This window comes from Sphaerisporangium corydalis (assembly GCF_025506355.1).
Classification (GTDB): Bacteria; Actinomycetota; Actinomycetes; order Streptosporangiales; family Streptosporangiaceae; genus Sphaerisporangium; species Sphaerisporangium corydalis.
In genome coordinates this window covers 2,847-29,020 of the sequence record NZ_JANZYP010000067.1, presented here as the reverse complement: position 1 = coordinate 29,020, position 26,174 = coordinate 2,847, and the positions used below count along the sequence as shown (strand labels likewise).

Here is a 26,174-nt window from a genome sequence, read left to right as displayed (position 1 = left end):
TCAGCGCGCGAAGCGCAGCATCTCGCGGGGCGAGTAGGCGAGCACCAGCTCCGCGGTGTCCCGCACCGCGTTCGGCACGGTGGCGACCACCGTGAGCCGGGAGGTCATGCCCGCCCGCAGGTCGAGCTGGGTGAGCGTCCCGCTCGGCAGCGCCTGCCACCGGCGGCCGGTGCGGTCGCGCATCTCGAAGTCGGGGGTGAGGTAGCCGGCGATCTGTTCGGCCGAGGCCGGGGTCACCTCGACGGTCGCGACCACGGACGTGACGCCGGGGTCGTCGCCGAGGGCCCTCGGGCGCACCGACAGGTCCGCCCGCCAGGTCATCCCGTGCAGCGGGGCACCCTGCAGACGCGGGACGTCGGTGACCACCTCGGCCGGATACCGGGCGCCCACCCAGACCGAACGGTCCCAGACCTGCACCCCGATGGTGACCGCGACCAGCGCCACGGCCGTCACCAGCAGCACGACCGCGCGGGCGGCCCGGCGGAGCCGCCGAGGGCGTGCCGGAGGCTCCGGGGGAGCAGGGGGGAGGGTCGCCGGGGGGACGGCCGGCCACGAGCCGGTCGAGAAGATCGACTCCTCGCCGGGCGCGGGAGCCTCGCGGGCCACCGGCTTGAAGGCGTCGAAGGACGCCGGCGCGGCGCCCGCCCCGTTCGTCTCGCTCACGCGCTCACTCCTCGGCCGTCCACGCGCTCACCCTTGGTCATTCCACGTGCGCGTTCCCTGGTCGTCCACGTGCGTCCCCCGGCCGTCCAGACGATCACTCCTTGGCCACGAGCTGCCACGAGCTCTTCACGTCGTCCAGGATGCGCTTGGCCGCCGCGTCGTCGGGCGCGACCGCGAGGACGGCCTCGGGGAGGAGCTGGTCGTAGCGGCCGGGGTAGATCTCGTCATATATCCCGTTCGAGGAGGGCGCGGTGACGACCACGGAGGACCCGGGGAGCGCCTCCCTCGGGACCTCGAACACGAACACCACGTCGACCCACCAGCCGTCCTGCACCGGCCGGTCGGCCAGGGTGAACTCCGGGCCGACCCGGTCGGTGGCCGCGTACTCGACGCCGTCCGCCGTCCGCAGCCACGCGTCGGCGAGCCGGGTCGGTGCCCCGGACGAGGTCGCGCTGACCGTGGTGACGACGAAGACGTCCGGGGTGCCGACGCGGGTGGTGCCGAGGATCATCACGCGCCCGCTGACCGGTTCGGTCGTGGTGGTGAGCAGGCGCAGGGAGGAGGCGGCCACCACCTTGCCGAGCCGCGCGCTGAACCTGCCGGTCGCGGCGGCCGACCCCGCGGCGGCCCGGGTGCTCAGCGGGGCGTCCAGGTCGTCCTGGTCCATCGTGAACGTGTGGGCGTACACGGCGGCGGCGATGACGACGAGCGCGACGACCGCGTTGATAAGGCTCCGCGCGAGCCTGCGGAGCATCACACCGCCTTCCGGACCGGGACGGTGACGTGCGCGGCGACCGAGGGCCGGTCGTCGTCGCCCGGCACCAGCCGCGCGGCGCGGCGTCCGGTCAGGGAGTCCTGGTGGTTCTCGTACCTGGCGAGGTCGACGGCCAGCACGTCGGGGAACCGTCCGCCGCCGGACTCGCCGTCCAGCGAGTCGACCTCGCGGAACCGGATCACCACGGCCGAGGTCCGCTTCGGCGGCAGCAGCCTGCTCGCGGCGCCCTCGCCCGGCACGGTCGAGTCGTACAGCCAGCCCTTCGCGTCAGGGGCCATCAGGGTCTTGCCGTCGGCCGAGGCCACCCGCAGCAGGGACTTCTCCAGGTAACTCAGAGGGACGCTCACCTTGGCGTCGTTGTAGACCCTCAGGTCGAGGTCCATCACGGTGGCGGACGGCACCGCCGGGTCGTCGGCGGGCAGGTAGTGCACTAACGCGCCGTCGATCCGGGTGCGGAACACGTCCTGGTCGATCTCCTGGCCCGCTCGCAGCCACGGCGGGCCCTCCACCGGGGCCCTCTTGAGGCCGCCGAGGGCCGCGACGGCGCCGATGCCCGCGGCGGCCAGCAGAACGATGGCGGGGACCAGGATCGGACGCCGCCGACGGCTGCCGCGATGGACGGGGGACGTCATGGCACCCGATGGTAATCGGGAAGTCTTTCCCATCTGCCTCGTTCGTCCCATTGGGTGGCCCCAGTAGCCAGGAATCTGGTCCGAATGGCGAGAACCCTGCCCGAATACGAGGTCCAACTCATACGCTGTCACAGTCGGAGAGCTAGTCCACGGGCACGAGCCCACAGGCTCCCCAGCGAGCGCGACCATTGACAGGTGGAGGTCCGGTGGCGGACGTGCACCCAGAGCATGCGCAGCTGCAGGCTGACCGGATCTACCTGGGGTGGCAGTACGCCATGCTGTACCCCGATCCCGGCCCGCCGCCCAGGCGTCCCTCCCCCGAGCAGGCCGCCGAGGAGCCCATCGTCGTCGACCCGGCCTGGGTGCGCAGGGAACGCCTCCAGGAGGACCTCCTCAACCGCCCCGTGAAGATCGTCGGGATCTTCATGTCCGTCCTCGCGATCCTCATCCTCGGCCTTGGCGTCAGCGAGATGATCGGCTGGCCGTTCGTCGTCATCGGGCTGGTCGCCACCGGCGGGGTCGCCTCGATCTGCGGGTACGCCGTCCACCAAGGCGAGCGCGCGCTGCGTTCCCGCATCAAGGAGCAGGAGGCGCGGGCCGACCGGCGCCGCGAGCGGCGCGAGCGCGAGCTGTTCGACGCCCAGGAGGAGCACGCCGAGCGCTACCGCGAGTGGGCCGCCAAGAAGGAGCAGTACGACCGGCAGCTCACCTGGTACGCCGTGGCCGTGCCCGACGAGATCGACCGCATCGACGTCGCCGGTGGCACGCTCCCCGGCTGGTCCGCCCTGATCACCCTGCTCGGCGCCACCCGCCTGTACAGCGGCGGCCACCTCACCGTCCTCGACCTGTCCGAGGGCGCCATCGCCAAGGACCTGATCGAGCTGGCCAGGAGGGGCGGCGACGACCCGCTGGTGTGGGTGCTGCCCGTCGACCTGCCGAGGCTCGACCTCGGCGCGACGCTGCCGCCCGAGGCGTTCGCCGACGTGCTCGCGCACGTCGTGAGCGTCAGCGAGGAGCACCGCACGACCCGCGACCTCAGCTTCGACAACGCCATCCTGGAACGGGTCCTCGAAGTGCTGGGCGAGAACGCCACGATCAACCAGGTCACCGCCGCGCTGCGCGCCCTCGCCCAGGTCGGCGACCCGCGCGACGACCTGCGGTTCGGCCTGCTCACGGCCGTCCAGCTCGAACGCATCGGCACCCTGTTCGGCCGGGGCGTCACCGACCGCGTGGTGATCGAGCGCGCCTGGGCCCTGGAGTCCCAGCTCCGCAAGCTGGAGACCCTCGGGTCGGAGGCCGTGCGGCTGCCGCCCGCCCGGCTGCGCGTGGTCTCCATGGACCGCCAGGCCGGCGTCTTCGGCAACCGCGTACTCGGCACCTACGTCGCCACCGCGCTGACGCACATCCTGCGGCAGTCACCGGCCTCGGAGCGGCCCTGGTACCACACGATCATCGTCGCGGGCGCCGACAAGCTGCGCGGCGACGTGCTCGACCGCCTGATGGACGCCTGCGAGACCTCCCAGACCGGCCTGGTCCTCACCTACCGGTCCCTCACCCCCACCGTTCGCGAGCGGCTCGGCCGGGGGCACGCCGCCGTCGCGTTCATGCGGCTCGGCAACGCCGAGGACGCCCGGGTCGCCAGCGAGCACATGGGCACCGAGCACCGCCTGGAGCTCGCCCAGCTCACCGAGACCATCAGCCCGGCCGTCGACGGCGTGAACGGCTCCTACACCTCCACCGTCGCCAACGCCGGGCGCACCGGCGCCGAGGAGGAGGAGAAGGACGAGGGCGACCTCAAGGAGGGCATCACCGAGTCCACCGAATGGGGCCGCAGCGCCACCAAGGCCATGGGCGAGGAGCGCGTGCTGCACCGCAGCCGCGAGTTCCTGGTCGAGCCGCACCAGCTCCAGCAACTCCCCACGACCTCGGTGATCGTCACCCATGCGACGGCCGAGGGACGGCAGGTGCGCCTCGCCGACGCCAACCCGGCCATCCTCACCTTCCCCAAGACCACTTTGGGGGAGTTCGAGGAGGTCCGCCGGGTCATGCTGACCCCTCCGGAGCCCGAACCGGTCCTCGAAGAGGACCCCTTTCCGCCGAACCTCGGGCCGCCACCGGAGCGGCTCGACTGGCGGACACGGCATTGAACGGGTAATCCCCTGGCAAACGACGGTGGCATAAGGGATTTGGGCTTGATATGCAGGCAAGCGTGTCTTCCGCAGCGCCCAGCGCGCCGTTCCCCCTGAGTGGTCCGTGGTACCGCATCCAGGCGATCACCGCTCCCTCGCGCAGCTCGTCGGCCGAGTGGGACTTCGTGACCGTCCTGCCCGCGGTGCTGTCCGCTGCCCAGCGCAACCGGCCGTTCGTCATCGGCTGGCTGTCCCGGGGGTCGGGCGCGCCGCTGGAGCTGATCACCAACGCGGGCCCGCTCACCCCGCCGCGCCCCCCGCGCCGCGCCTCCACCGCCACCGTCGAGGAACCGCCGCAGGGGCCGCAGCCGCTGCTGTTCCCCGGCGGCGCGCGGGGCGTGGAGATCGGCGACGACTGGCTCGCCGACCTCGCCGACCTGGCCTGGACCGCCTGCCCCGGACGCCAGGCCCCGCCGCTGAACGGCCGCAGGGAACCCGGCCCCGACGAGCTGCTGCGCCCGACGCTGTTCGAGTCCACGCTGGTCACGCTGATGTCGCGCCCGTTCGCCTGGGTCGTCGTGGCCGAGCCGACCGACCTGCTCGACGCCGAGGTCGCCCACCTGCGCACCCAGCTGAACGTGCTGCGGCAGTACGGCGACGCCTCCGAGCGCAGCCGGTTCGACGCCGAGCGGGCCGAGCGGCGCATGCAGGAGCTCGACGCGTTCCGCGAGGCGGGCCTGTGGAACGTCCGGGTGCTGGCCGGCGCCGCCGGATCCGACGAGCTGCGGCAGATCGCCCCGGTGCTGGTCGGCTCGGTGGAGATGAGCCACCACCCCTACCGGCTGCGCAGCGCGCTGTCGCTGCCGAGCCTCGCCGGGTTCGGCCGCTCCACCAGCGGCGAGCCGGTGTACGGCTTCGCCGAGGCGCTCGGGGTGACCCTCCAGGACCCGGCCGACGGCGCGGCGTCGCCGTTCGCCGCCACCGCAGGGGCGCTCGCCGCCCTGGCCGGGCTGCCCCGCCGCGAGGTGCCCGGCGTGCGCGTCCTGGACGCCGGGTTCTTCGACGTCACCAGCGAGGCCGACGTGCGCAACACCGGGGAGCCGGTGCTCGACCTGGGCGCGATCATCGACGGCCAGGACCGCGCGGTCGGATCGTTCCGTGTGCCGCTGGCCACGCTCAACCGGCACACCTTCATCGCCGGGGCGACCGGGTCCGGCAAGTCGCAGACCGTGCGCCACCTTCTGGAACAGCTCAGCGAGGCCGGCATCCCCTGGCTCGCCATCGAGCCGGCCAAGTCCGAGTACGCCGCGATGGCCGGCCGGATCCAGCACCTGGCGCCCCTGACGGTGATCAACCCCTCGGCGCCGGACATGGTGCCGTTCAGCGTCAACCCGCTGGCCCCCGAGCCCGGCTACCCCGTCCAGGCGCACATCGACATGGTCAGGGCGCTGTTCATGGCCGCGTTCGACGCCGAGGAGCCGTTCCCGCAGATCATGTCCCTGGCGCTCCAGCGGGTGTACGAGGCCAACGGGTGGGACGTCGTCACCGGCGGCGGCATCCCCGGCGCCGCCGTGCAGCCGTCGGTGCCCACCCTGGAGCAGTTACAGACCCACGCTCTCGAGGTCATCCAGGAGATCGGGTACGGCAACGAGGTGCAGGCCGACGTCGAGGGGTTCATCAGCCTGCGCCTGCGCAGCCTGCGGGTCGGCTCGGCGGGCCGGTTCTTCGAGGGCGGCCACCCCGCCGACATCGGCGGGCTCCTGCAGGGCAACGTCGTGTTCGCGATCGAGGACGTGGCCAACGACGAGGACAAGGCGTTCCTGATGGGCACGCTCATCATCCGCATCGTGGAGCACCTCCGCATGCGCGCCCGCCGGGAGAAGGCGCGCGGCCTCCAGCACGTCATCGTGATCGAGGAGGCCCACCGGCTGCTGCGCGACCGGGGGTCCCAGCGGGCCAGCACCCACGCCGTGGAACTGCTCGCGGGCATGCTCGCCGAGATCCGCGCGTACGGCGAGGGCATCGTCGTGGCCGAGCAGATCCCCACCAAGCTGATCGCCGACGTGGTGAAGAACACCGCGCTGAAGGTCGTGCACCGGCTGCCCGCCGAGGACGACCGCCGGCTCGTCGGCGCCGCCATGAACCTCAGCGAGGAGCAGTCCCGCCAGGTCGTGTCCCTCCAGCCGGGCACCGCGGCGGTGTTCGCCGACGGCATGGACCGGCCGCTGCGCATCCAGGTGCCCCTCGGCGAGGACCGCGAGCACGTCCTGGCCGGCCCGACCCCGCCGATCCGCGGGCGCAGGTCCGCCGCCTGCGGGCACGAATGCACGACCGGCAAGGCGTGCACGCTGTTCGAGCTGCGCGAGGCCGACCTGCTCGCCGACGCGCCCGAGTGGGCGTGGCTGCGCATCTGGACCGACACCGTGGTGCTGGCCTTCTGCACCAACCGGTCGCTGCCCGGCGTCCCGCGCGTCCTGGCCGACATCTGGTCCGAGCTGCCCGCCAGGCGCCGCGAGTGCCTGCTCGCGACGCTCGTCGAGCGCGCGGTGGCCCGGCGGGCCTGGGCGCTGCGCACGTTCTTCGACCCGGCCCTGCTGACCGTACGGGCGGCCGAGGTGGCGGCGGGCCTGCTGGACCCCGGAGGCGAGGACCGGCCGGCCCCCGGCGGGCGCCCCGGCGTCGAGTGGGTGATCCCGCAGGTCCGCTGGGTGCACGAGGTGGACAGGCTGTTCCCCTACGGTCACCAGGCGCCCGACCTGCGCAGCCCGGCGCCCGCCATGGAGTACGCCCTGTTCGGCACCGGCCCCTCCGGGCGGCCGTACGCGCGGAACGGGGCCGACGGGCCGGTGACGGCAGGCGCCCCGGCGCGCGCCGAGCTGCTCGGCCACCGCGCCAAGGCGCTGCGCCACCACCCGCTGTCGATGGAGGTGGACCGCAACCGGGCCCTGGCCTGGCGCGCGCTGCTCGGCGACGACGAGCACGAGGGCGTCCAGGCGGACTTCACGACCGTCACGCTCGGCGTCGAGCCCCGCGACCGCGTACGCCACATCGCGCGGGCGATGGGCGCGGCCTGGCTGGAGACCGTGCTCTCCTGGCCCCACCGCTTCGTCCTGCCGTTCGAGGGGGGCGCGGAGCACCAGGCGGAGCTCTCCTTCCTCGACTAGCGAGCGCTCGTCCATTCCATTGCGGGGAACAGCTTCGCGATCTTCGCGTGGGCCGCACTAGGATCTCGGGCATGACCCAGCTACCGCTGCGGGCGCAGCTCGCGAGTGCCCTCGGGCGTACGGCCGCCACCCTGTCCCGGGTGACCGGGCGTGGCGACGGATCGGTGATCGGCGGGCGCGTCGGGCTGATGCTGGAGCCGGACCTGCTGCGCAAGCTGGCCGCCGACCGCAAGCTCGTGCTGATCAGCGCCACGAACGGCAAGACGACCACCACGCGGCTGATCACCTCCGAGCTGCAGGAGCTCGGCGAGGTCGCCACCAACGCCTTCGGCGCGAACATGCCCGCCGGACACGTCTCGGCGCTGTCGCAGTCCAAGCAGGCGCCCTTCGGCGTGCTGGAGGTCGACGAGAAGTACCTCCCCGAGGTGCTCGCCACCACCGGCGCGACCGTCGTCTGCCTGATGAACCTCAGCCGTGACCAGATGGACCGCGCCGCCGAGATCTGGCTGCTGGCCCAGAAGTGGCAGCGGGCGCTCACGGACGTCGACACGCACGTGATCGCCAACTGCGACGACCCGCTGGTCACCTGGGGCGCCTCGACCGCCTCCCGCGTGACCTGGGTGTCCTGCGGGCAGCCCTGGAAGGAGGACTCCTGGTGCTGTCCCCAGTGCGGCGGGCCGCTCGACCGCAAGGACAACGACTGGGCCTGCCGCGAGTGCACCTTCCGCCGTCCCGAGCCCTCCTGGGTGCTGGACGACGACGCGGTGATCGACCCGCGCGGACAGCGGTGGGTGCTCGACCTCCAGCTTCCCGGCCGGGCCAACCGCGCCAACGCCGCCATCGCGCTGGCCACCGCCGAGACCTTCGGCCTGCCCGCCGACCGCGCCCTGCCGAGACTGCGCGAGGTCACCTCCGTCGCCGGCCGGTACACCACGGTCGAGCGTGACGGCCGCTCGATGCGGCTGCTGCTCGCCAAGAACCCCGCCGGCTGGCTGGAGGCCTTCGAGGTCTCCGACCCGGCGCTGCCGATCGTCCTGTCGGTGAACGCCCAGGGCCCCGACGGCCGCGACACCTCCTGGCTGTGGGACGTCGACTACCGCATCCTGACCGGCCGCCCGGTGTACGTGACCGGGCAGCGGCGGCTCGACCTGGCGCTCCGCCTCGACGTCGCGGGCGTGCCCTTCGAGCTCTGCGAGACCTTCGACGCGGCCGTGGCCCGCCAGGCGCCCGGCCGGGTCGACGTGATCGCCAACTACACAGCCTTCCAGCAGATTCGAGCGGAGTTCGGCCGTGCCGTCTGACAGCGCCCTGCGCATCGTATGGATCTACCCGGACCTGTTGAGCACCTACGGCGACCAGGGCAACGTCCTGATCCTGGAGCAGCGGGCCCGCACGCGGGGCATCCCCGTCGAGACCGTCTACGTCCGGTCGGCCGACCTGGTGCCCGACTCGGGGGACATCTACCTCATCGGCGGCGGCGAGGACCGGCCGCAGATCCTCGCGGCCGAGCGGCTCCGCCGCGACGGCGGCCTGCACCGCGCGGTCGAGCGGGGCGCGTCGCTCCTGGCGGTCTGCGCGGGCTACCAGATCATGGGGTCGGTGTTCGGCGGCGAGGAGGGCCAGCCGGTGGCGGGCATCGGGCTGCTCGACATCGAGAGCGTCCGCGGGCCCGCCCGCGCGGTGGGCGAGCTGGCCGCGGAGGTGGACACCGGCCTCGGCGGGCACATGCTGACCGGTTTCGAGAACCACATGGGCGTCACCCGCCTGGGCCGGGGCGTGCGCCCCCTGTCGCGCACCATCGTCGGCACGGGCAACGGCGACGGCACCGAAGGCTGCCACGTCGGCCAGATCGTCGGCACCTACCTGCACGGGCCGGCGCTGGCGCGCAACCCGTGGCTCGCCGACGTGTTCCTGAGCTGGGCCACCGGCGGGCCGCTCACCCCCGTGGACGACACCTGGTACGACCTGCTGCGCGCCGAACGGCTCAAGGCCGTCCTGCCCGGCTGAGGCGGGCTGGCCTGGACGAGCACGGCCGGGCGGCCCGCCTGAACGCACGGCCGGGCGGCCCCGCCTGAAACGAGCACGGCGGGCGTCGGGGCCCGTCCCGCCCGCGTCGCGTGGTTCAGTAGACGAGCGCCTGGACCCCCTCGCCCAGGGCCTCCTCCACGAACGTGGAGGCGCCGGCGATGCGGATGCCGTCGATCAGGTCGTCAGGCCCGATGCCCCGGCGCGAGGCGCACTGCGTGCACACGGTCACCCGGCCGCCGGCCAGGATGACGTCCAGCAGGTCCTGCAGGGGGGTCGCCTCGGGGAGGGCGAACTCCTTGGCCCGCCCGGGCAGGCCGAACCACGCCGACTCGCCGGTCAGCCAGAACGACACCCCGACCCCGCTCGCCACCGCCGCGGCGGCCACGGTGAAGGCCTGGTTGCACCGCTCAGGGGCGTCTGAGCCTGCCGTCACCTTTATCAGCATTGATCGTGCCATGCACTGAGCCTATGCGGGGACGCCGGTGATCCACCAGGTGAACGTCCTGTTCGGTGTCGCGGCGCGAGCCGGATCGCCGGGCATTTAGGCTCATGTGCCATGGACTCCCAGCAACTGCATGAAGCCCTGGAGCCGATCTCCTTCCTGCTGGGCAGGTGGGAGGGCGCCGGGGTGGGCGGATACCCGACGATCGAGAGCTTCAGGTTCGGCCAGGAGATCACCTTCGGCCACAACGGCAAGCCGTTCCTGAGCTACCAGAGCAGGACCTGGCTGCTCGATGACGACGGCGCCATGGTCAGGCCGCTCGCCGTCGAGTCCGGCTACTGGCGGGCGCTTCCCGAGCGGCAGCTCGAGATCGTGCTGGCCCACCCCACCGGCATCGTCGAGATCTACCTCGGCGAGGTCGTGTTCCACAAGATCGAGATGACGACGGACGTCGTGGCCCGCACCGCCACCGCCAAGGAGTACACGGCGGGGCACCGGCTCTACGGCCTGGTCAACGGGAACCTGATGTACGCCTACGACATGGCCGCCGAGGGCCAGGAGCTGACCTCGCACCTGTCCGCGGAGCTGAAGAAGGTCGGCTGAGCCCCGGGACGCCCACGGCTCGTGCGTGGGGCCGTGAGGGTGTCACAGGGTCGTGAGGGCGAAAAAGAACCCCGGGCGTACTCCGCCTCTGGTGAGACGGGCCGGCTGGACCATGGGGGGAGTTGACTCCCCCCGCCGACTGCCCGGGGTCCCGGTGTCTGTCTTGGATTCGCCGGACGCCGCCGGTGCCCGGGAGGGCACGACGCCTGGACGAGAGGTCCTTGACTGGCGATGCCCTAGCGGACAGCCACCTCGCTAGCCCAATAATGACTAACCATCGTTTGGACCACCTCCCTTCTGCGTGCCTCGTACGGTATGCGAGCGCCTTCGGGAGAGGCAAGCAATTATTTTCGGCGGGCCTGGAAGGGACTCGGAGCACGTCCGGGGGCTCCGGGGCCGGGGCCGCCGCGAGCCTCGCGCCGGCGGCCCCTCATCGCGCGTGCGGGGCTCGTAGACTCGGGGCATGACCGGGACATGGCATGAGGAGCTGCGCGCACGCGGATACCGGGTCACCCCGCAACGGCAGCTCGTGCTGGAAGCGGTCACCCACCTGGGTCACGCCACCCCCGAGGACATCTGCGGCCAGGTGCAGGAGACCGCCAGGGGCGTCAACATCTCCACGGTCTACCGCACCCTGGAGCTCCTCGAAGAGCTCGGCATGGTCACCCACACCCACCTCGGCCACGGCGCCCCCACCTACCACCTGGCGAGCAAGGCCGACCACGTCCACCTGGTCTGCCGGGGCTGCGGCCAGGTCACCGAGGTCCACCCCGAGTTCGTCGCCGGCATGGTGACCAAGCTCCGCGACGAGCTCGGCTTCGAGACCGACGTGCAGCACCTCACCGTGTTCGGCCGCTGCCACGACTGCCCCCCTGAGTCACGGAAATCGGCCGCGGCGCAATAGCCTTGGGGTATGCGAAGCCCTATGCTCGACACCCCAGGAGCCGTAGCGGCCCATTCCCCCGACGCCACCGTCGCCGCCCACTACGGCGAGCCGTACGCCGAGCAGCGCGCGCTCGCGGCGGGCGAGGCCCTGGTCGACCGGGGTGACCGCGAGGTCGTCCGGATCTCCGGGCCCGACCGGCTCTCCTGGCTCAACAACCTGAGCTCGCAGAAGGTCGACGACCTGGCGGTGGGCACGCCCACGCAGACGCTGCTCCTCGACCCCCAGGGCAGGCTGGAACACCACCTTGCCCTGGTCGACGACGGCGAGTCCGTCTGGGCGCACGTCGAGCCCGGCACCGCCGCCACGCTGGTCGCCTTCCTGGAGAAGATGCGGTTCATGCTCCGCGTCGAGGTCACCGACGTGACCTCCGCGTACGCCGTGGTGACCGTCCAGGCCCCCGGATCCGGCGAGGCCCCGGCGCGGCCCGCGCCGGAGGGGACGATCGCGATCGGCGGCGACCTGCTGGTGCCGCGCGAGCGGCTGGCGGGCCTTCCCGAGGAGCTCGGGCTGCGCCCGGCGGGGCTGTGGGCGTACGAGGCGCTGCGCATCGAGGCCCACCTGCCCAGGGAGGGCTTCGAGACCGACCACAAGACGATCCCGCACGAGGTGGGCTGGATCGGGTCCGCCGTCCACCTCACCAAGGGGTGCTACCGGGGCCAGGAGACCGTCGCGCGGGTGCACAACCTCGGCCACCCGCCCCGGCGCCTGGTGTTCCTCCACCTGGACGGCAGCGTGGACACCCTCCCGCCGCACGGCACGCCCGTGACGCTCGGCGTGGGGTCGCCCAGAGAGGCCGACCCCGAGGCCGCGGTCGAGGGGACCGCCGAGCCGGGCCAGATCGGCTTCGTCGGGTCCTCGGCGCGGCACCACGAGCTCGGGCCCATCGCCCTGGCCGTGGTCAAGCGCACGGTGCCGGTGGACGTCGCCCTGCTGGCCGGGGGCGTCGCGGCGAGCCAGGAGGTCATCGTGCCGCCGGACGCGGGGCGCAACGTGTCCATCGACCCGGCCCTCCGCCGCCGCCTCCGCTGACCCCGCCCTCACCGGCCCGGCTGATCCCGCGCGGCCCTCACCGGCCGTACTGAGGGCGCCGGGCCTGGTACGGCGGGCTCGGGTCAGATGTCGATGACCAGGGTGATGGGGCCGTCGTTGACCAGCGCGACCTTCATGTCGGCGCCGAAGACGCCGGTCTCCACCCGGGCGCCCAGCGCCCGAAGCTCGGCCACCACGGCGTCGACCAGCGGCTCGGCCACCGGCCCCGGCGCCGCCGCCTGCCACGTCGGGCGGCGGCCCTTCCTGGCGTCCCCGTACAGCGTGAACTGGCTGACGACCAGCAGCGGCGCCCCGATGTCGGAGCACGACTTCTCGCCGGACAGGACGCGCAGGCCCCAGAGCTTGGCGGCCAGCCGCGCGGCCTCGGCGGGGCCGTCACTGTGGGTCACGCCGACCAGGACGAGCAGGCCCGGCTCGTCGATCGCCCCCACGCTCCGCCCGTCGACGGTCACCGACGCGGACGACACCCTCTGCACAACGGCACGCATGGTGCGAGATTCTCCCACCCCGGCCGGACGGCCGCGAACGACCGGGCGGGAGCGATCGCGATCGACCTGGCGGGGGTGATCGTGGACGACCGGGCGGGGGTGGTCGTGAACGACCGGGTGAAAGTGGTCGTGAACGACCCGCGCTCACCGTCCGTAAAATCAGATGCGAGGGGAGATGACGTGTCGACTGAGCATGTGATCGTTGAAGTCGTCCGGTCCGGTTTCGTGGAGTCGGTGCACCGCGCCCGGATCTTCGCGCTGGACGCCGCAGGAGCGCCGGCGGTGGCGCGCGGCGACGTGGCCGCGGCCGCCTCGCCGCGCTCGTCCATGAAGCCCCTGCAGGCGCTCGGCATGCTGCGCGCCGGGCTCGACCTGGACGGCCGGCCACTGGCGCTCGCGTGCGCCAGCCACGCGGGCGAGGACTTCCACGTCGAGGGGGTCCTGAAGATCCTCGCGAGCGCCGGCCTGACCGAGGCCGATCTCGGCTGCCCCGAGGACCTGCCCCTGGACACCGCGACGGCCCACCGCGTCCTGCGCGCCGGGGGAGGTCCGGCCCGCGTCACGATGAACTGCTCGGGCAAGCACTCCGCCATGCTCGCGACCTGCGTGCTCAACGGCTGGCCGACCGCCACCTACCTGAGCCCGGCGCACCCCCTGCAACGGGCGATCCGCGCCACCGCCGAGGAGCTCACCGGCGAACGGGTCGCGGCCACCGGCGTGGACGGCTGCGGCGCGCCGCTGTTCTTCGCCTCGATGGCCGGGGTCGCGCGGGCCTTCCGGGCGTTCGGGCTGGCCGAGCCCGGCTCCCACGAGCGGCGCATCGCCGACGCCATGCGGGCCCACCCTGAATGGACGTCGGGCACCACGCGCCCGGAGGCGGCGCTGATGCGGGCCGTCCCCGGGCTCATGCTCAAGACGGGCGCCGAGGCGTTCGAGGCGTTCACCTTCGAGGACGGCCGCGCGGCCACCATCAAGATCGAGGACGGCGGCCAGCGGGCCAGGGTGCCGGTCACGGTGGCGACTCTGCGGGCGCTCGGGCTCGGGCTGGACGCCCCGGAGCTGGACGCGCTCGCCGCCCCGCCGCAGTTCGGCGGCGGGCGGCCCGTGGGCGAGGTCCGCGTCCGCGGCCTGGTGTGAGCCGACCGGCCCTCGCCTCGTCCGGTGAGGCGGGCCGGCCCTGGCCTCGTTTGCAAGGCCGGGGCAGGACGGGTCAGATCGAGCGGCGGAACTGGCGGGAGGCGGAGATCGCGCCCGAGGTGGTCAGCGTGAACGTCCGCATGGAGTCGGCGAACTTCGACAGGTCCCACTCGGCGGGGCCCTGATACCAGTAGAGGTGGTCGGCCTGCCTGCCGTCGCCGTTCATCGAGCCCACCACGCGCGCCCAGCGGTCCACGTTGTCGAAGACCACCGCGTACGGCAGGTAGCGGGAGAACAGCTCGATGCGCTGCGCCGGCGGCACCTCGCCGATCTCGCCCGAGGCGAGGTACTCGCGGAAGCCGAGGGTGTGGGCCAGGGCGGTGGAGCCCCGCGAGGTCTTGGCCGGCATGTACTGCCCGCCCACCGACAGCGCCGCGCCCGCGATGATCAACGCCAGCCCGATCAGGCCGTAGGTGGTGAGCCAGGCGAGCAGGACGGTGGCGAGCACGCCGAGCCCGGTGACGATCACCCCGATGGTGGTCCAGCGGGTGCGCACGGTGTCGGGGCGGCGGGCGAACCAGCCCTGGGCCACCACGTCGCGGTAGAGCGCGTCGCGCACCTTGCCGAGCCCGGCGGCGAACGAGCCGTGCAACTGGGACAGCAGCACCGAGTCCCGCCCGTCGAAGATCGCCAGGTGCAGCGCGCGCTCGTAGTCCAGCAGGCTTTCCAGGGGCGCGTCGGGCACCTTCACCAGCAGCCAGTCGGGGGCGTCGTAGGCGCCCCTGGGCTGCTCGTCGACGTGGACGAACCCGCGGACCGCGAGGTCCACGATGGTGGCCGTCACGTCGATCACGTCGGCCTGCTCGTCGATCAGCGTGCCGATCTGCCCGGGGCGCACGCCGTCGGGCGGGGAGAACCGGCCGTCGTGCACCGGGGTGACCGGCCCGCCGGCCTCGCTGTCGAGCACCCGGGCGTCCCTGCCGCGCGTCCAGTAGAGCAGGACGACGCCGCCGAGCAGCAGCACCAGGAGCAGGATGAGCGCGCCGCCGGTGAGCGGGCTGAGCGTGAAGGCGTTGGCGAGCTCGAACCGCCGCTCCAGGATCGGCCTGCCGCCGCTGGCACCGGCGGGGAAGCCGACGACGACGGTGAGCGCCTGGGCGGGGCCGAGGCCCTGCTGCTCGAACTCGGCGCGGGTGCCGCTCTCGTCCATGGAGGCCGCCGTGCAGCCGGTGGCGGCGGTGATGTCCCCGGCGAAGCAGGACAGGTTCTGGATGGGCGCGGGGCCGGTGAGCTTGACGACGGCGCTCTTGACCGGGGCCGACCAGCCGCTGACGGCGTACCAGCGCAGCTCCTCGCCGCCGCCGGTCGGGTTCACCGCCCCCGCGACGTCGTACTCGATCGTCGCGGTGCCCTTGCCGCCGAGCGTGATGGTGTCTCCGGCCAGGGTGCCGTCACCCTTGAAGCCGGTCACGCGGTACACGCGGTCGCTGGAGTCGTCGTACCGGGTGCGGGTGAGCAGGGTGCGGGTGACCTGGCCGGTGTAGGCGATCTGCTCCTTGACGTGGAGCACGCCACCCGCACGCAACTCCACGGAGACGTCCGTTTTGCTGATGCCGTCCGCCGCGGCATGGGCCGGGGCGGCTATGAGGACGCTGAGCGCGAGCGCGAGCGTCAGCCGACGGGCGAGATCCACCATGGGGCGTCAGCCTAGCGGTCGGCACGGGCCCTTCGGAGCGAGACGCCTATGTCTGATCAATTGCCACTAAAGCGGGACAACCTGGCCTGGTCGTGGCCGGGTCACCAGGGCCCGTACGGGCCGTTGCCGCTGCCACCGCCCTTGCCGATCTCACCGACGGCCGGCTTGACGTCGGCCAGGTAGACACCCGAGCCGATCACCGACGCGATGGTGAAGATGCTCAGGACCGACAGGTACTGCACGGCGGCGGCGAAGGAGAACAGGGTGGCGAGGCCGAGGATCAGCAGCCACAGCCGCTTGTTGAGCTTGCCCGCCACCGCGAACGCCCTGGCCGGGGTCCTCAGCGCGTGGAACAGCGCCCACGCGCACAGGCCGAACGCCCCGATGGCGAGCAGCCAGAAGATGAGATCCAGGACACCGTGAATCTCGAACATCGCCTCTCCCAGGGGTCATATGAATGGCCGGGTTCAGCCTAGCCCGGACGGGGACTTCCCGGGGGACCGTGACGTTCGTCACGATCCGGGCTGAACACGGTGATGTGAAGGTGCCGGTCGCCAGTCGTACCGATCGGTCGGTGCCGGTCCGGTCATGTGGTCTTCGTCATGCGCGGAGGTGCTGGCCGGCCCGCGCTCGGACAACGCGCGCGGGCCGTACTCCGACAACGCGCACGGCCCGCCCGGGGTTCCGGACGGGCCGTGCGGAGATCGGTGGTCGCGCGGGTCAGGCCTTGGCGCCGGGGCCCCGGGTGTTCTTGCGGGGCGCGGTGGTGCGGCTGGCGATCGCCGGCTCGGCGGTCGTGGAGACCTCCTCCAGCTCCAGCGCGGCCTCGCCGGTCACCTTGCTGACGACCTTGCGGCCCCGGCTGGCGAACTCGTCGTACAGCAGGGCGGCCTTGGCGCTGATGGTGTCGGCGTACTCCTTGGCCTTCTCGGGCAGGTCCTTGGCGACGGCCTCGGCCTTCACCTGGACGGTGCTGGCGTACTTCCTGGCCATGGTCGGCAGGTCGCGGGCCGTGGTGCCGGCCTCGGCCCTGCGGGACTGCAGCCGCTGGATCTGCTCGGGCAGCTCGCGGAGCTTCTCGACCGCGTAGTCTCCCGCGCCGGCGACGGCGTAGAAGGGCTTGGACTCGGCGATCTTCTTGACCTCGTCGTTGAGAGGCATGGGTCAACCTTCCTTGGGTTCGTGAATGACGTGGCCGTCCGGCGGGGAGGGCACACCCTCCTCGGGAACCGTGCCGGCTCCGGAGGACCCCGGCTCGGCGCCGGCCTCCTGGGCGGCCCGCTCGGCCAGCGCCTCGGCGGCCCGGTTCTCCTTGCGGAACGACTCGTAGATATCGATCAGCACCTGACGCTGCCGCTCGGTGAGCGTGCGGTCGGCGAAGATCGCCGCCAGCACGTCACTGTCCGGCTCGCGGTCCTCGATGAGGCCCGCCTGCACGTATAGCGCCTGGGACGAGATCCGCAGACCCTTGGCGATCTGGTTGAGGATCTCCGCGCTCGGCTTGCGAAGCCCGCGCTCAATCTGACTCAGGTAGGGGTTGGAGACCCCCGCCTGAGAGGCGAGCTGGCGCAGAGAGATCTTCGCCTGTGTCCGCTGGTCGCGGATGTACTCACCGATTGAGCCGACCTTCGGTAGTTCCATGCCTTTAGTCTGCATCACAGTGCTTGCAAATGCAAACGTACTGGTTAACGCCAGCAAGCACTCGGCGGGTCAGCCAGGGTAGATCCACAGCAGCGGGGCGGAGACGAACAGCAGCGCGGAGAAGGTCACCAGGCCGTACCGGCATCGTCTCGGCAGCACCGCACCCGGCTTGATCAGGCGGTTCACCCGGGCCATGACATGCTCGCCCGCCATGCCCAGCGCGCCGTGCGGGGCCGGCACCGTCCCGGCCGTGCCGAACCGGAGCAGCGCGGTCGCCAGGCGCCGCGGCGAGCAGTAGCGGCGGGCGTGGTCGTCGGCGGCCATCTCGACCAGCAGGGCCACCGAGGAATGGGCGTCGCGCACCACGCTCAGCCAGGGCAGCGCCCATTTGAGCGCCGTGAACGGCAGCAGGACCAGGTCGTGGCGCTCGCGTACGTGGGCGGCCTCGTGGGCGAGGACGGCGGTGAGCTCGTCGCGGTCGAGCAGGGACAGCGTGCCGGCGCTGACCACGACCTCCGACCGCAGGCCGGGCAGGCAGTACGCCGCCGCCTTCGGGTGGTCGACGACGCGCACGCCGGGGATGCCCGGGTCGTCGTGGGCGATGAGCGACAGCAGCACGCGGTGGCGGCGCCGGGCGCGCAGCGTCTGCGCCCCGGCCAGCAGCAGCACCACGACGAGCACGGCGAGCAGTGTCAGGCCGGCGGCCAGCGCGCCGGCGCGCGGCAGGTCGTACGGCGAGAGCAGGCCGTACCCCATACCGAAGGAGACGGCAGACTCGGCGAAGGCCCGCAGGCCGTACAGCACGCCTCCGCCGTAGGGCTGGAGCGCGTAGGAGAGCAGGGCGCCGACGCTGGCGAGGCCCCAGGTCACGCCGAGGGACTGCCAGAGCAGGATGGCCGCCCGGGGGGCCCGCCACGGCCACCGGGCCAGCGTGAGCCGCCATGCGCCCATCGCGCACGCTGTGGCGAGCGCGGCAAGGACGGCGGCCATGGTCACTCTTCTTCCAGCTCCGTGAGGGCTTTACGCAGGATCTCGGCCTCGGTGCCCGAGACCGTCTGGGCGAAGCGCGTGAGCGCCGCGGAACGGTCACCGGTCATGTCGAGGGCTTCCAGCATAAGCTCAGCGACGTACGCGTCGCGGCTCGCACCGGGTTCGTATCGCCAGGCGCGGCCGTCGCGGGTGCGGCTCAGGAATCCTTTGCGGGTCAGCCGGTCGAGGACCGTCATGACCGTGGTGGGGGCGAGGTCGCGGTCGGCGATCAGTCGGCCGACCTCCCTGGCGGTCAGGGGGGCGTCGTGGGCCCACAAGATGTCCATGATGCTGCGCTCAAGCTCGCCAAGACCCTTCACGCAACAAGCCTACCTTGGGTAGTACTACGTCGTGTAGAGGGCAGGGGTGAGTCTCGTCACCCCACGTGGGGGGCGCTGACACGGCCGGGGAATTGTCAGCGCCCGCCGCGCCTGGAAGCCTCTGGGGCATGGAGATAACTCTGGTGCAGGGCGACATCACCGAGCAGCGCGTGGACGCGATCGTGAACGCGGCCAACTCCTCGCTCATGGGCGGTGGCGGGGTGGACGGCGCCATCCACCGGCGCGGCGGCCCGGAGATCCTCAAGGAGTGCCGCGCCCTGCGGGCCTCCCGGTACGGCGGCGGACTGCCCACCGGGCAGGCGGTCGCGACCACCGCCGGGCTGCTCCCGGCGCGGTGGGTGATCCACACGGTCGGCCCGGTGTACGCCGAGTCGCAGGACCGTTCCGCCCTGCTGGCCTCCTGCTACGCCGAGTCCCTGAAGGTCGCCGACGAGCTCGGGGCCAGGGTCGTCGCGTTCCCTGCGGTGTCGGCGGGGATCTACGGCTGGCCGATGGACGACGCGGCCAGGATCGCCCTGTCGACGGTGCGGGACGCGGCCACCGACGTGGAGCAGGCCCGCTTCGTCCTGTTCGGCCCGGACGCCTACACGACCTTCCAGGCCACTCTCGACCGGCTGACCCAGGCCTGACCCCGCCTGACCCAGGCCTGACCCCGCTTGAGCCGGCCTGACCCCGCCTGACCCAGGCCTGACCCCGCTTGAGCCGGCCTGACCCCGCCTGACCCAGGCCTGACCCCGCTTGAGCCGGCCTGACCCCGCCTGACCCAGGCCTGACCCCGCTTGAGCCGGCCTGACCCCGCCTGAGCCAGGGCCTCTACCCGCCCTCATGGCCCTGTCCCGCCTGGATCCGGCCTGAGCCCCCGCCCCTCAGCCGCCGGGGCCGGGCGTGGCGCGTCCGTGAGGGGCCAGGGCCGTCCAGGGGACGGTCACCTCGCCGAGGCGCCAGCGCCGCCGGCCGCCGAGCGGGGGAGCGGCGGCGACCGGCCACGTACCGGCCAGCCGTTCCACCGCCGCCACCCACCGCGACCGGGCCCCGTAGGCGCCGTACGGCGCGGCCAGCGCCCAGGCCCGGTCGAAGTCGCGCAGGAAGTCGTGGACGCGCTCACCTGGGACGTTGCGGTGGATGAGCGCTTTCGGCAGCCGCTCGGCCAGGTCGGAGGGCCGCTCGAAACCGGCCAGGCGGGCCGCCAGCGTCAGCGTGCGCGGGCCGCGCGCGTCCAGCGCCACCCACGCCGCGCGGTGCCCGATCTCCGAGCAGGTGCCCTCGACGATCACCCCGTTCGCCGCCAGGCGGGACCGCAGCAGGTCCCACGCGTCCCACGCCTGCGCCTCGCCGTACTGGCGGAGCACGTTGAAGGCGCGGACGATCAGCGGCGCCCGGTCCACGGGCAGCTCGAACCCGCCGCGCACGAACGACAGCCCGGGCCGCTCGTACGGCTTGGCCGCCGCGACGCGGACCGGGTCGATCTCCACCCCGACCACCTCGACGTCGGGACGGACGCGCCGCAGCCGCGTGAACAGCTCGGAGGTGGTGACGTGCGAGGCCCCGTACCCGAGGTCGACCACCAGCGGCCGGTCCGCGGAGACCAGCAGCGGGCCGTACACCGCCGCCGTCCACCGATCGGCCCTGCGCAGGCGGTTGTGGCCCGTCGTGCCGCGGGTGGCCTCGCCGACGGGCCGCCGCCCGGCAGGGACGCGGGCGGCGTTCACGGGCCGGCCGTGCCCCGGCTCATGGTCAGGAGACCCGCTTTGGTCGGGAGGCCCGCCTGGCTCATGGTCGGGAGGCCCATCTGGTCATGGTCAGGAGACCCGGTGGACCTTGTGCTGCGCGGCCTGCGCGCGGGGGCGGATCACGAGCCGGTCGACGTTGACGTGGGCGGGCCTGGTGACGCACCAGGCGATGGCGTCGGCGACGTCGTCGGCGGTCAGCGGGTTCGGCACGCCCTCGTACACCTGCTCGGCGCGCCCGGCGTCACCGCGGAAGCGGGTGAGGGAGAACTCCTCGGTGTGGACCATGCCGGGGGCCACCTCGATGATCCGCACCGGCTCCCCGACCAGTTCCAGGCGGAGCGTCTCGGTCATGGAGGTCTGCGCGTGCTTGGCCGCGCAGTAGCCGCCGCCGCCCTCGTAGGAGACCAGCCCGGCCACCGAGGTCAGCATCAGCAGCACCCCGTCGCCCGACTCGACCAGCTTGGGCAGCAGGGCCCGCGTCATCCGCAGGCTGCCGAGCACGTTGACCTCGTACATGCGCTGCCAGTCGTCGACCAGGCCCTCCGCGACCGGTTCGAGGCCTACGGCGCCGCCGGCGTTGTTGATCAGCACGTCGCACCGGTCGAGCGCGGCGGCCAGCTCGGCCACCGAATCGTCGGAGGTCACGTCCAGGGTGACCGGCCGGATCGCGGGGACCTCCGCCGCCAGCTTGTCCAGCCGGTCGCGGCGCCTGGCCGCCGCCACGACGTCGAAGCCCTCCGCCGCGAGCCGGCGCGCCGTGGCCTCGCCGATGCCGCTGCTCGCGCCGGTCACCACCGCTGTCTTGGTCATGTCCCCATCCTCACGGTCGCTTTTGGTGCCTCGATCGGGCGCTCCCGCTCGCGGGCCGCCCGTCCGTCATCCTGCCAGCGCGGCCGGGTACCAGGTGCGGAGGGCATACCACTACTTGTCAGGGAATCTCCTGACCTATCCGGCGGTTATATCCCCTCTGGAGGTGGTGCCAGGTGCCGCGAGTGCCGCTCGCACGCCGGATCAACCGGATCGCGACGATCAGCATGCACACATCCCCGCTGGACCAGCCGGGCACCGGCGACGCGGGGGGCATGAACGTGTACATCGTGGAGGCGGCCAAACGGCTCGCCGGCCTCGGTGTCGAGGTCGAGATCTTCACCCGCCAGACGTCCCGCGACCTGCCTCCCACCGCCGAACTCGCCCCGGGCGTGACCGTACGGCACATCACCGCCGGCCCGTACGAGGAACTGGACAAGGGCGACCTGCCCGGCCAGCTCTGCGCGTTCCTGTCGGGCGTCCTGCGCACCGAGGCGCTGTACGAGCCCGGCCACTACGACGTGATCCACTCGCACTACTGGCTGTCCGGCCAGGTCGGCTGGCTGGCCAAGGAGCGCTGGGGCGTGCCGCTGGTGCACACCATGCACACCATGGCCAAGGTCAAGAACCTGCTGCTCGCCACCGGCGACCGGCCCGAGCCCCGGGCGCGCGTGCTCGGCGAGGAACAGGTCGTCGAGGTCGCCGACCGCCTGGTGGCCAACACCTCCGACGAGGCCAGGGAACTGATCGAGCTCTACAGCGCCCCGTCTGAACGTGTCGCCGTGGTGAACCCGGGGGTCAACCTCCAGGTGTTCCAGCCCGCCTCCATGGGCGCCGCGCGCCACCGCCTCGGCCTGCGGCAGGACGCCCACATCATGCTCTTCGTCGGCCGCATCCAGCCGCTCAAGGCCCCGGACGTCCTGATCAAGGCCGCCGCCCGGATGATCGCCGACGACCCGTCGCTGCGGTCCCGGCTGGTCATCGCCTGTGTGGGCGGCCCCAGCGGCAACGGGCGCGCCCGGCCCTCCCACCTCACCGAGCTGGCGGGCGAGCTGGGCGTCCTCGACCTGCTCCGGCTCGCGCCGCCCGCACCCCAAGACGAGCTGGCGGACTGGTACCGGGCCGCCGACGTCACGGTCGTCCCGTCCTACAACGAGTCGTTCGGGCTCGTGGCACTGGAGTCGCAGGCCTGCGGCACCCCCGTCGTGGCCGCGTCGGTCGGCGGGCTGCGCACGGCCGTCAAGGACGGCGTCTCCGGCCTGCTGGTCGACGGGCACGAGACCCCGATGTGGGCCGAGGCGCTGCGCGCGTTCGTCGACCGCCCCGCCTGGCGCGACGCGCTCGCCGCCGGGGCCAGGGAGCACGCGGCGGCGTTCGGCTGGTCGGCCACGGCCGCGCGGCTCATGGAGGTGTACACCGGTGTGGTGAACCGGCTGCACAGCGTGCCGGTGGCCGCCACCCTGTGACCGCGGGCCGTCCGCGTCGTGCGGGCGGCCGTCGTGCGGGCGGGCGTACCATCCCGCTGGCCGGCTCCTGGTACATGTGGTTTCGCCGGGTAGGAATGCGGGAGTGTGCACTGTTATGGATCACGAGGCAGTCGTCGAGTCCGCGCTGAAGGCGGCGGAGGTCACCTACGAGCGCCCGCGCCCGGGCTCCTTCCTGGTCAAACTGCCCGGTCACCACAAGCTGGCGACCATGACGTGGCTGACCATCGACGACCGGGCCCTGCACGTCGAGGCGTTCTTCTGCCGCCAGCCCGACGAGAACCACGTCGAGTTCTACCGCTGGCTGCTGACCAAGAACGGCTCGATGTACGGCGTCCACTTCGCCGTCGACACCGTCGGGGACGTCCACCTGGTCGGGCACCTGCCGCTCGCCTCGGTCTCGGACGAGGAGATCGACCGCCTGCTCGGCTGCGTGCTGACCTACGCCGACGAGTGGTTCGACCGCGCCCTCGAACTGGGCTTCGCCTCCTCCATCCGGCGCGAGTGGGACTGGCGCGTCAAGCGGGGGGAGTCGCTCGCGAACCTGCGGGCGTTCGAGGGGATCGTCGAACGAAGCAGGCGCGAAGGCTGAGACCCTAAACTTGGGCACATGGCTACTTTGGTGCTGTTGCGTCATGGCGAGAGTGAGTGGAACGCGAAAGGCCTGTTCACCGGATGGGTCGACGTCACACTCTCGGCTGCTGGTGAGGAGGAGGCGCGGCGCGGCGGCAGCCTGCTGCTCGACGCGGGAGTGCGGCCCGACGTGCTGCACACCTCGGTCCTGAGCCGGGCGATCCAGACCGCCAACCTCGCGCTCGGCGCCGCCGACCTGCTGTGGCTGCCGGTCTCGCGGTCCTGGCGGCTCAACGAGCGCCACTACGGCGCCCTCCAGGGCAAGAACAAGGCCCAGACCCGCGAGGAGTTCGGCGACGAGCAGTTCGCCCTGTGGCGGCGCTCCTTCGACGTGCCGCCGCCCCCGATCGCGGACGACGACGAGTTCTCCCAGGCGGGCGACGCGCGGTACGGCACGCTGCCACCCGAGCTGATGCCCCGCACCGAGTGCCTCAAGGACGTCGTCCAGCGCATGCTGCCCTACTGGTACGACAGCGTCGTCCCCGACCTGGCCGCGGGACGCACGACCCTGGTGGTCGCGCACGGCAACTCGCTGCGCGCCCTGGTCAAGCACCTCGACGGCATCGGCGACGACGAGATCGCCAAGCTGAACATCCCGACCGGCATCCCGCTGCGCTACGAGCTGGACGCCGACTTCAGGCCGCTCAAGCCCGGCGGCGAGTACCTCGACCCCGAGGCCGCCAAGGCCGCCATCGAGGCCGTGGCCAACCAGGGCAAGTGACCCCAGACGCGAGAAGAGCCCCGGACCGTCGCGGTCCGGGGCTCTTTCCCTTCGGTCACGAAGCGGAGTTGCTCTCGGGACGGCTGCCGGTCACCAGGTAGACGACGTCGCGGGCGACGCGCACGGCGTGGTCGGCGTACCGCTCGTAGTAGCGGCCGGTGAGGGTGATGTCGATCGCCGGCTCGATGCCGTGCGCCCAGTCCTTGGACAGCAGCACCCGGAACAGCCTGCGGTGCAGCCGGTCCATCGCGTCGTCGTCGTCGTCCAGCTCCTTGGCCAGCTCGACGTCGTGGTTGGCGATGCAGCTCCCGGTCTTGGTGACCAGGCGCTCGGCGATCTGTCCCATCTCCAGGATGGTGTCGCGCACCTCCGGCGGGATGGCGGAGTCGGGGTGGCGCATCCGCGCGATCTTCGCGACGTGCTCGGCGAGATCGCCCATGCGCTCCAGGTCACCGCCCATCCGCAGGGCGGTGATGGCGACGCGCAGGTCCACCGCCACGGGCTGCTGGGTGGCCATCAGCTCGAAGATGGAGGTCTCGATCTCGGCGTAGAGACGGTTGACCTCGGCGTCCTGGGAGATCACGCTCTCCGCGAGCTGGAGGTCGGCGTCCAGCAGAGCGGTGGTGGCCCTGGAAATGGCCGAGCGGACCAGGCTGGTCATCTCCACCAGCCGGTCGTTGAGAGCGTTGAGTTCGTCGTGGAAGGCGTCGCGCATGCGGCCCACGCTACGCGCGCGATCGTGAACGAACTCCGTCCATGAGATGAACTCTCCGGGAAAGGGAGCCCTTGGGGGTCCTGGCCAGCGAAGAAGGCCGCCTACCATCGAAAGCGTGAGTGAGATCGTGACGAGCCTGTCCGCCCTGGCGGGGTTTGTCGTCGGGGCGATCGTGATGGTGGCGGTCGGCAGGCCCCGGGACAGACGCCGCTCGGAGACCGTCGAGAACTCCGACACCATCCTGCCCGCCGGAGTGGCCTCGGTGCTGGCGGTGCTGCCGTCCTCGGCCGTCGTCCTCGACCGCGACGACAGGGTGCTGCGGGCCAGCTCGGCCGCCCGCGCCTTCGGCCTGGTCAAGGGCGATCACCTCATGGCCGCCGAACTGCTCGCCCTGGCCCGCCAGGTGCGCAGGGACGGGGAGATCCGCGAGAGCGAGTTCGAGGTCGCCCGCCACAAGTTCGGCATGGAGACCACCACCTTCGCCGTACGGGTCGCGCCGCTCGGCACCCACGGCCAGGTCCTCGTGCTCGCCGAGGACCAGACCGAGCGCCGCCGCGTGGAGGCGGTCCGCCGCGACTTCGTCGCCAACGTCAGCCACGAGCTGAAGACGCCGGTGGGCGCGCTGAGCCTGCTAGCCGAGACCGTACAGGACGCCGCGGACGACCCCGTCGCGGTCACCCGCTTCGCCGGGCGCATGCAGCACGAGGCCGCCCGGCTCACCTACCTCGTCCAGGACCTGATCACGCTCTCCCGCATCCAGGGCGGCGAGCCCGTCCCCACGCCCGGGTGCGTGCCCGTCGACGAGGTGCTCCACGAGGCCATCGACCGGTGCAACACCAAGGCGCTCGCCAAGGACATCTCCCTGGTGGCCGGCGGCACCGAAGGCCTGCGGGTGTGGGGGGACGACGAGCTCCTCGTGACCGCGCTGCGCAACCTGATCGACAACGCCGTCGCCTACAGCCCCGAGAACACCCGCGTCGTCGTGAGCGCCAGGCCCGCGGGGGACACCGTCGAGGTGAGCGTCAGCGACCAGGGCATCGGCATCCCCGAGACCTCCCAGGAACGCATCTTCGAGAGGTTCTTCCGCGTCGACGCCGCCCGCTCGCGGGCGACCGGCGGCACCGGCCTCGGCCTCGCCATCGTCAAGCACGTCGCCGTGGCCCACGGCGGCGAGGTGACGGTCTGGAGCAAGGAAGGCTCCGGGTCCACCTTCACCCTCCGTCTGCCGGCCTTCGGCGGAACGGCGATAGCCGTACCCAGCACATCGATCCCCATGGAGGCCGCGAAGTGACCCGCGTGCTCGTTGTCGAGGACGAGGAG

Annotated in this window: 27 protein-coding genes; 13 read left to right on the top strand and 14 right to left on the bottom strand. The window is 72.4% G+C overall.

The genetic code is table 11. From position 1 onward, the window contains the following. The 3 genes from NYZ98_RS33590 to NYZ98_RS33580 form a co-directional block, all read right to left on the bottom strand. Window positions 1-663: a hypothetical protein gene (locus tag NYZ98_RS33590; RefSeq protein WP_262847813.1), complete on the bottom strand. Its 663-nt coding sequence runs from the start codon at window positions 661-663 to the stop codon at window positions 1-3. Between the two features lie 94 nt (window positions 664-757). Beyond that, window positions 758-1,417 (bottom strand): hypothetical protein, encoded by a 660-nt coding sequence (locus NYZ98_RS33585; protein WP_262847811.1) that lies wholly within the window; start codon window positions 1,415-1,417, stop codon window positions 758-760. After that, window positions 1,417-2,070, bottom strand: coding sequence for a hypothetical protein (locus NYZ98_RS33580; protein ID WP_262847809.1), 654 nt, complete (start codon window positions 2,068-2,070; stop codon window positions 1,417-1,419). Before NYZ98_RS33580 ends, NYZ98_RS33585 begins: the two co-directional genes overlap by 1 nt. A gap of 215 nt (window positions 2,071-2,285) precedes the next feature. On the opposite strand from NYZ98_RS33580, the gene NYZ98_RS33575 reads away from it, so the two are divergent. From NYZ98_RS33575 to NYZ98_RS33560, 4 genes are all read left to right on the top strand, one after another. After that, window positions 2,286-4,217: a hypothetical protein gene (locus NYZ98_RS33575; protein ID WP_262847807.1), complete on the top strand. Its 1,932-nt coding sequence runs from the start codon at window positions 2,286-2,288 to the stop codon at window positions 4,215-4,217. Window positions 4,218-4,279: 62 nt separating this feature from the next. Next, window positions 4,280-7,363, top strand: a complete 3,084-nt coding sequence (locus tag NYZ98_RS33570) for an ATP-binding protein (protein ID WP_262847804.1) — start codon at window positions 4,280-4,282, stop codon at window positions 7,361-7,363. 71 nt (window positions 7,364-7,434) lie between these two features. Next, window positions 7,435-8,664 (top strand): DUF1727 domain-containing protein, encoded by a 1,230-nt coding sequence (locus tag NYZ98_RS33565; RefSeq protein WP_262847801.1) that lies wholly within the window; start codon window positions 7,435-7,437, stop codon window positions 8,662-8,664. Continuing rightward, window positions 8,654-9,370, top strand: a complete 717-nt coding sequence (locus tag NYZ98_RS33560; protein WP_262847799.1) for a type 1 glutamine amidotransferase — start codon at window positions 8,654-8,656, stop codon at window positions 9,368-9,370. The genes NYZ98_RS33565 and NYZ98_RS33560 overlap by 11 nt, the downstream gene beginning before the upstream one ends. A gap of 115 nt (window positions 9,371-9,485) precedes the next feature. Here the strand turns inward: NYZ98_RS33560 and NYZ98_RS33555 are convergent, their stop codons facing one another. After that, window positions 9,486-9,848, bottom strand: a complete 363-nt coding sequence (locus NYZ98_RS33555) for a DsrE family protein (protein ID WP_262847796.1) — start codon at window positions 9,846-9,848, stop codon at window positions 9,486-9,488. 99 nt (window positions 9,849-9,947) lie between these two features. Here NYZ98_RS33555 and NYZ98_RS33550 point away from each other — a divergent pair, with 99 nt between their 5' ends. From NYZ98_RS33550 to ygfZ, 3 genes are all read left to right on the top strand, one after another. Then, window positions 9,948-10,436 carry an FABP family protein gene (locus NYZ98_RS33550; protein ID WP_262847793.1) on the top strand — a complete coding sequence of 163 codons (489 nt, stop codon included), beginning with the start codon at window positions 9,948-9,950 and terminating at the stop codon, window positions 10,434-10,436. Window positions 10,437-10,899: 463 nt separating this feature from the next. Next, window positions 10,900-11,340 (top strand): Fur family transcriptional regulator, encoded by a 441-nt coding sequence (locus tag NYZ98_RS33545; protein WP_262847791.1) that lies wholly within the window; start codon window positions 10,900-10,902, stop codon window positions 11,338-11,340. A 9-nt stretch (window positions 11,341-11,349) separates the two neighbouring features. Next, entirely contained in the window at window positions 11,350-12,411 is a 1,062-nt protein-coding gene (ygfZ, locus tag NYZ98_RS33540) for a CAF17-like 4Fe-4S cluster assembly/insertion protein YgfZ (protein WP_262847789.1), read from the top strand. Window positions 12,412-12,494: 83 nt separating this feature from the next. On the opposite strand, the gene dtd is transcribed toward ygfZ, so the two are convergent. Continuing rightward, window positions 12,495-12,920, bottom strand: a complete 426-nt coding sequence (gene dtd, locus NYZ98_RS33535) for a D-aminoacyl-tRNA deacylase (RefSeq protein ID WP_262847787.1) — start codon at window positions 12,918-12,920, stop codon at window positions 12,495-12,497. A 180-nt stretch (window positions 12,921-13,100) separates the two neighbouring features. Here dtd and NYZ98_RS33530 point away from each other — a divergent pair, with 180 nt between their 5' ends. Then, on the top strand, window positions 13,101-14,057 hold the full coding sequence (locus tag NYZ98_RS33530; RefSeq protein ID WP_262847785.1) for an asparaginase: 957 nt from the start codon (window positions 13,101-13,103) through the stop codon (window positions 14,055-14,057). Window positions 14,058-14,130: 73 nt separating this feature from the next. On the opposite strand, the gene NYZ98_RS33525 is transcribed toward NYZ98_RS33530, so the two are convergent. The 6 genes from NYZ98_RS33525 to NYZ98_RS33500 form a co-directional block, all read right to left on the bottom strand. Next, complete coding sequence (locus tag NYZ98_RS33525) at window positions 14,131-15,753, bottom strand: DUF2207 domain-containing protein (protein WP_262847783.1); 1,623 nt, start codon at window positions 15,751-15,753, stop codon at window positions 14,131-14,133. Window positions 15,754-15,854: 101 nt separating this feature from the next. Next, a complete protein-coding gene (locus NYZ98_RS33520) occupies window positions 15,855-16,187 on the bottom strand; it encodes a DUF2516 family protein (protein WP_262847781.1) in 333 nt (110 codons plus the stop codon). Window positions 16,188-16,473: 286 nt separating this feature from the next. Further along, window positions 16,474-16,914, bottom strand: coding sequence for a hypothetical protein (locus NYZ98_RS33515; protein WP_262847779.1), 441 nt, complete (start codon window positions 16,912-16,914; stop codon window positions 16,474-16,476). A 3-nt stretch (window positions 16,915-16,917) separates the two neighbouring features. Continuing rightward, complete coding sequence (locus NYZ98_RS33510; RefSeq protein ID WP_262847775.1) at window positions 16,918-17,394, bottom strand: helix-turn-helix domain-containing protein; 477 nt, start codon at window positions 17,392-17,394, stop codon at window positions 16,918-16,920. A gap of 69 nt (window positions 17,395-17,463) precedes the next feature. Further along, window positions 17,464-18,384 (bottom strand): M56 family metallopeptidase, encoded by a 921-nt coding sequence (locus NYZ98_RS33505; protein ID WP_262847773.1) that lies wholly within the window; start codon window positions 18,382-18,384, stop codon window positions 17,464-17,466. A gap of 2 nt (window positions 18,385-18,386) precedes the next feature. Further along, window positions 18,387-18,743: a BlaI/MecI/CopY family transcriptional regulator gene (locus NYZ98_RS33500; RefSeq protein ID WP_262847771.1), complete on the bottom strand. Its 357-nt coding sequence runs from the start codon at window positions 18,741-18,743 to the stop codon at window positions 18,387-18,389. Window positions 18,744-18,871: 128 nt separating this feature from the next. On the opposite strand from NYZ98_RS33500, the gene NYZ98_RS33495 reads away from it, so the two are divergent. Further along, window positions 18,872-19,393, top strand: coding sequence for an O-acetyl-ADP-ribose deacetylase (locus tag NYZ98_RS33495; RefSeq protein ID WP_262847769.1), 522 nt, complete (start codon window positions 18,872-18,874; stop codon window positions 19,391-19,393). Window positions 19,394-19,630: 237 nt separating this feature from the next. Here NYZ98_RS33495 and NYZ98_RS33490 read toward each other — a convergent pair whose 3' ends face one another. Both NYZ98_RS33490 and NYZ98_RS33485 read right to left on the bottom strand, forming a co-directional pair. Beyond that, complete coding sequence (locus NYZ98_RS33490; RefSeq protein WP_262847768.1) at window positions 19,631-20,473, bottom strand: class I SAM-dependent methyltransferase; 843 nt, start codon at window positions 20,471-20,473, stop codon at window positions 19,631-19,633. Between the two features lie 90 nt (window positions 20,474-20,563). Continuing rightward, complete coding sequence (locus tag NYZ98_RS33485; RefSeq protein ID WP_262847766.1) at window positions 20,564-21,304, bottom strand: SDR family NAD(P)-dependent oxidoreductase; 741 nt, start codon at window positions 21,302-21,304, stop codon at window positions 20,564-20,566. 182 nt (window positions 21,305-21,486) lie between these two features. Here NYZ98_RS33485 and mshA point away from each other — a divergent pair, with 182 nt between their 5' ends. The 3 genes from mshA (at window position 21,487) to NYZ98_RS33470 (ending at window position 24,139) form a co-directional block, all read left to right on the top strand. Next, a complete protein-coding gene (gene mshA / locus NYZ98_RS33480; protein ID WP_407696438.1) occupies window positions 21,487-22,767 on the top strand; it encodes a D-inositol-3-phosphate glycosyltransferase in 1,281 nt (426 codons plus the stop codon). Between the two features lie 115 nt (window positions 22,768-22,882). Further along, complete coding sequence (locus tag NYZ98_RS33475) at window positions 22,883-23,377, top strand: type III secretion system chaperone family protein (RefSeq protein WP_262847764.1); 495 nt, start codon at window positions 22,883-22,885, stop codon at window positions 23,375-23,377. Window positions 23,378-23,395: 18 nt separating this feature from the next. Beyond that, window positions 23,396-24,139 carry a phosphoglyceromutase gene (locus NYZ98_RS33470; RefSeq protein WP_262847762.1) on the top strand — a complete coding sequence of 248 codons (744 nt, stop codon included), beginning with the start codon at window positions 23,396-23,398 and terminating at the stop codon, window positions 24,137-24,139. A 55-nt stretch (window positions 24,140-24,194) separates the two neighbouring features. Here NYZ98_RS33470 and phoU read toward each other — a convergent pair whose 3' ends face one another. Then, window positions 24,195-24,854, bottom strand: a complete 660-nt coding sequence (gene phoU / locus NYZ98_RS33465) for a phosphate signaling complex protein PhoU (RefSeq protein ID WP_262847760.1) — start codon at window positions 24,852-24,854, stop codon at window positions 24,195-24,197. Between the two features lie 127 nt (window positions 24,855-24,981). Here phoU and NYZ98_RS33460 point away from each other — a divergent pair, with 127 nt between their 5' ends. Next, complete coding sequence (locus NYZ98_RS33460) at window positions 24,982-26,145, top strand: sensor histidine kinase (RefSeq protein WP_380708056.1); 1,164 nt, start codon at window positions 24,982-24,984, stop codon at window positions 26,143-26,145. Window positions 26,146-26,174: the final 29 nt, after the last annotated feature.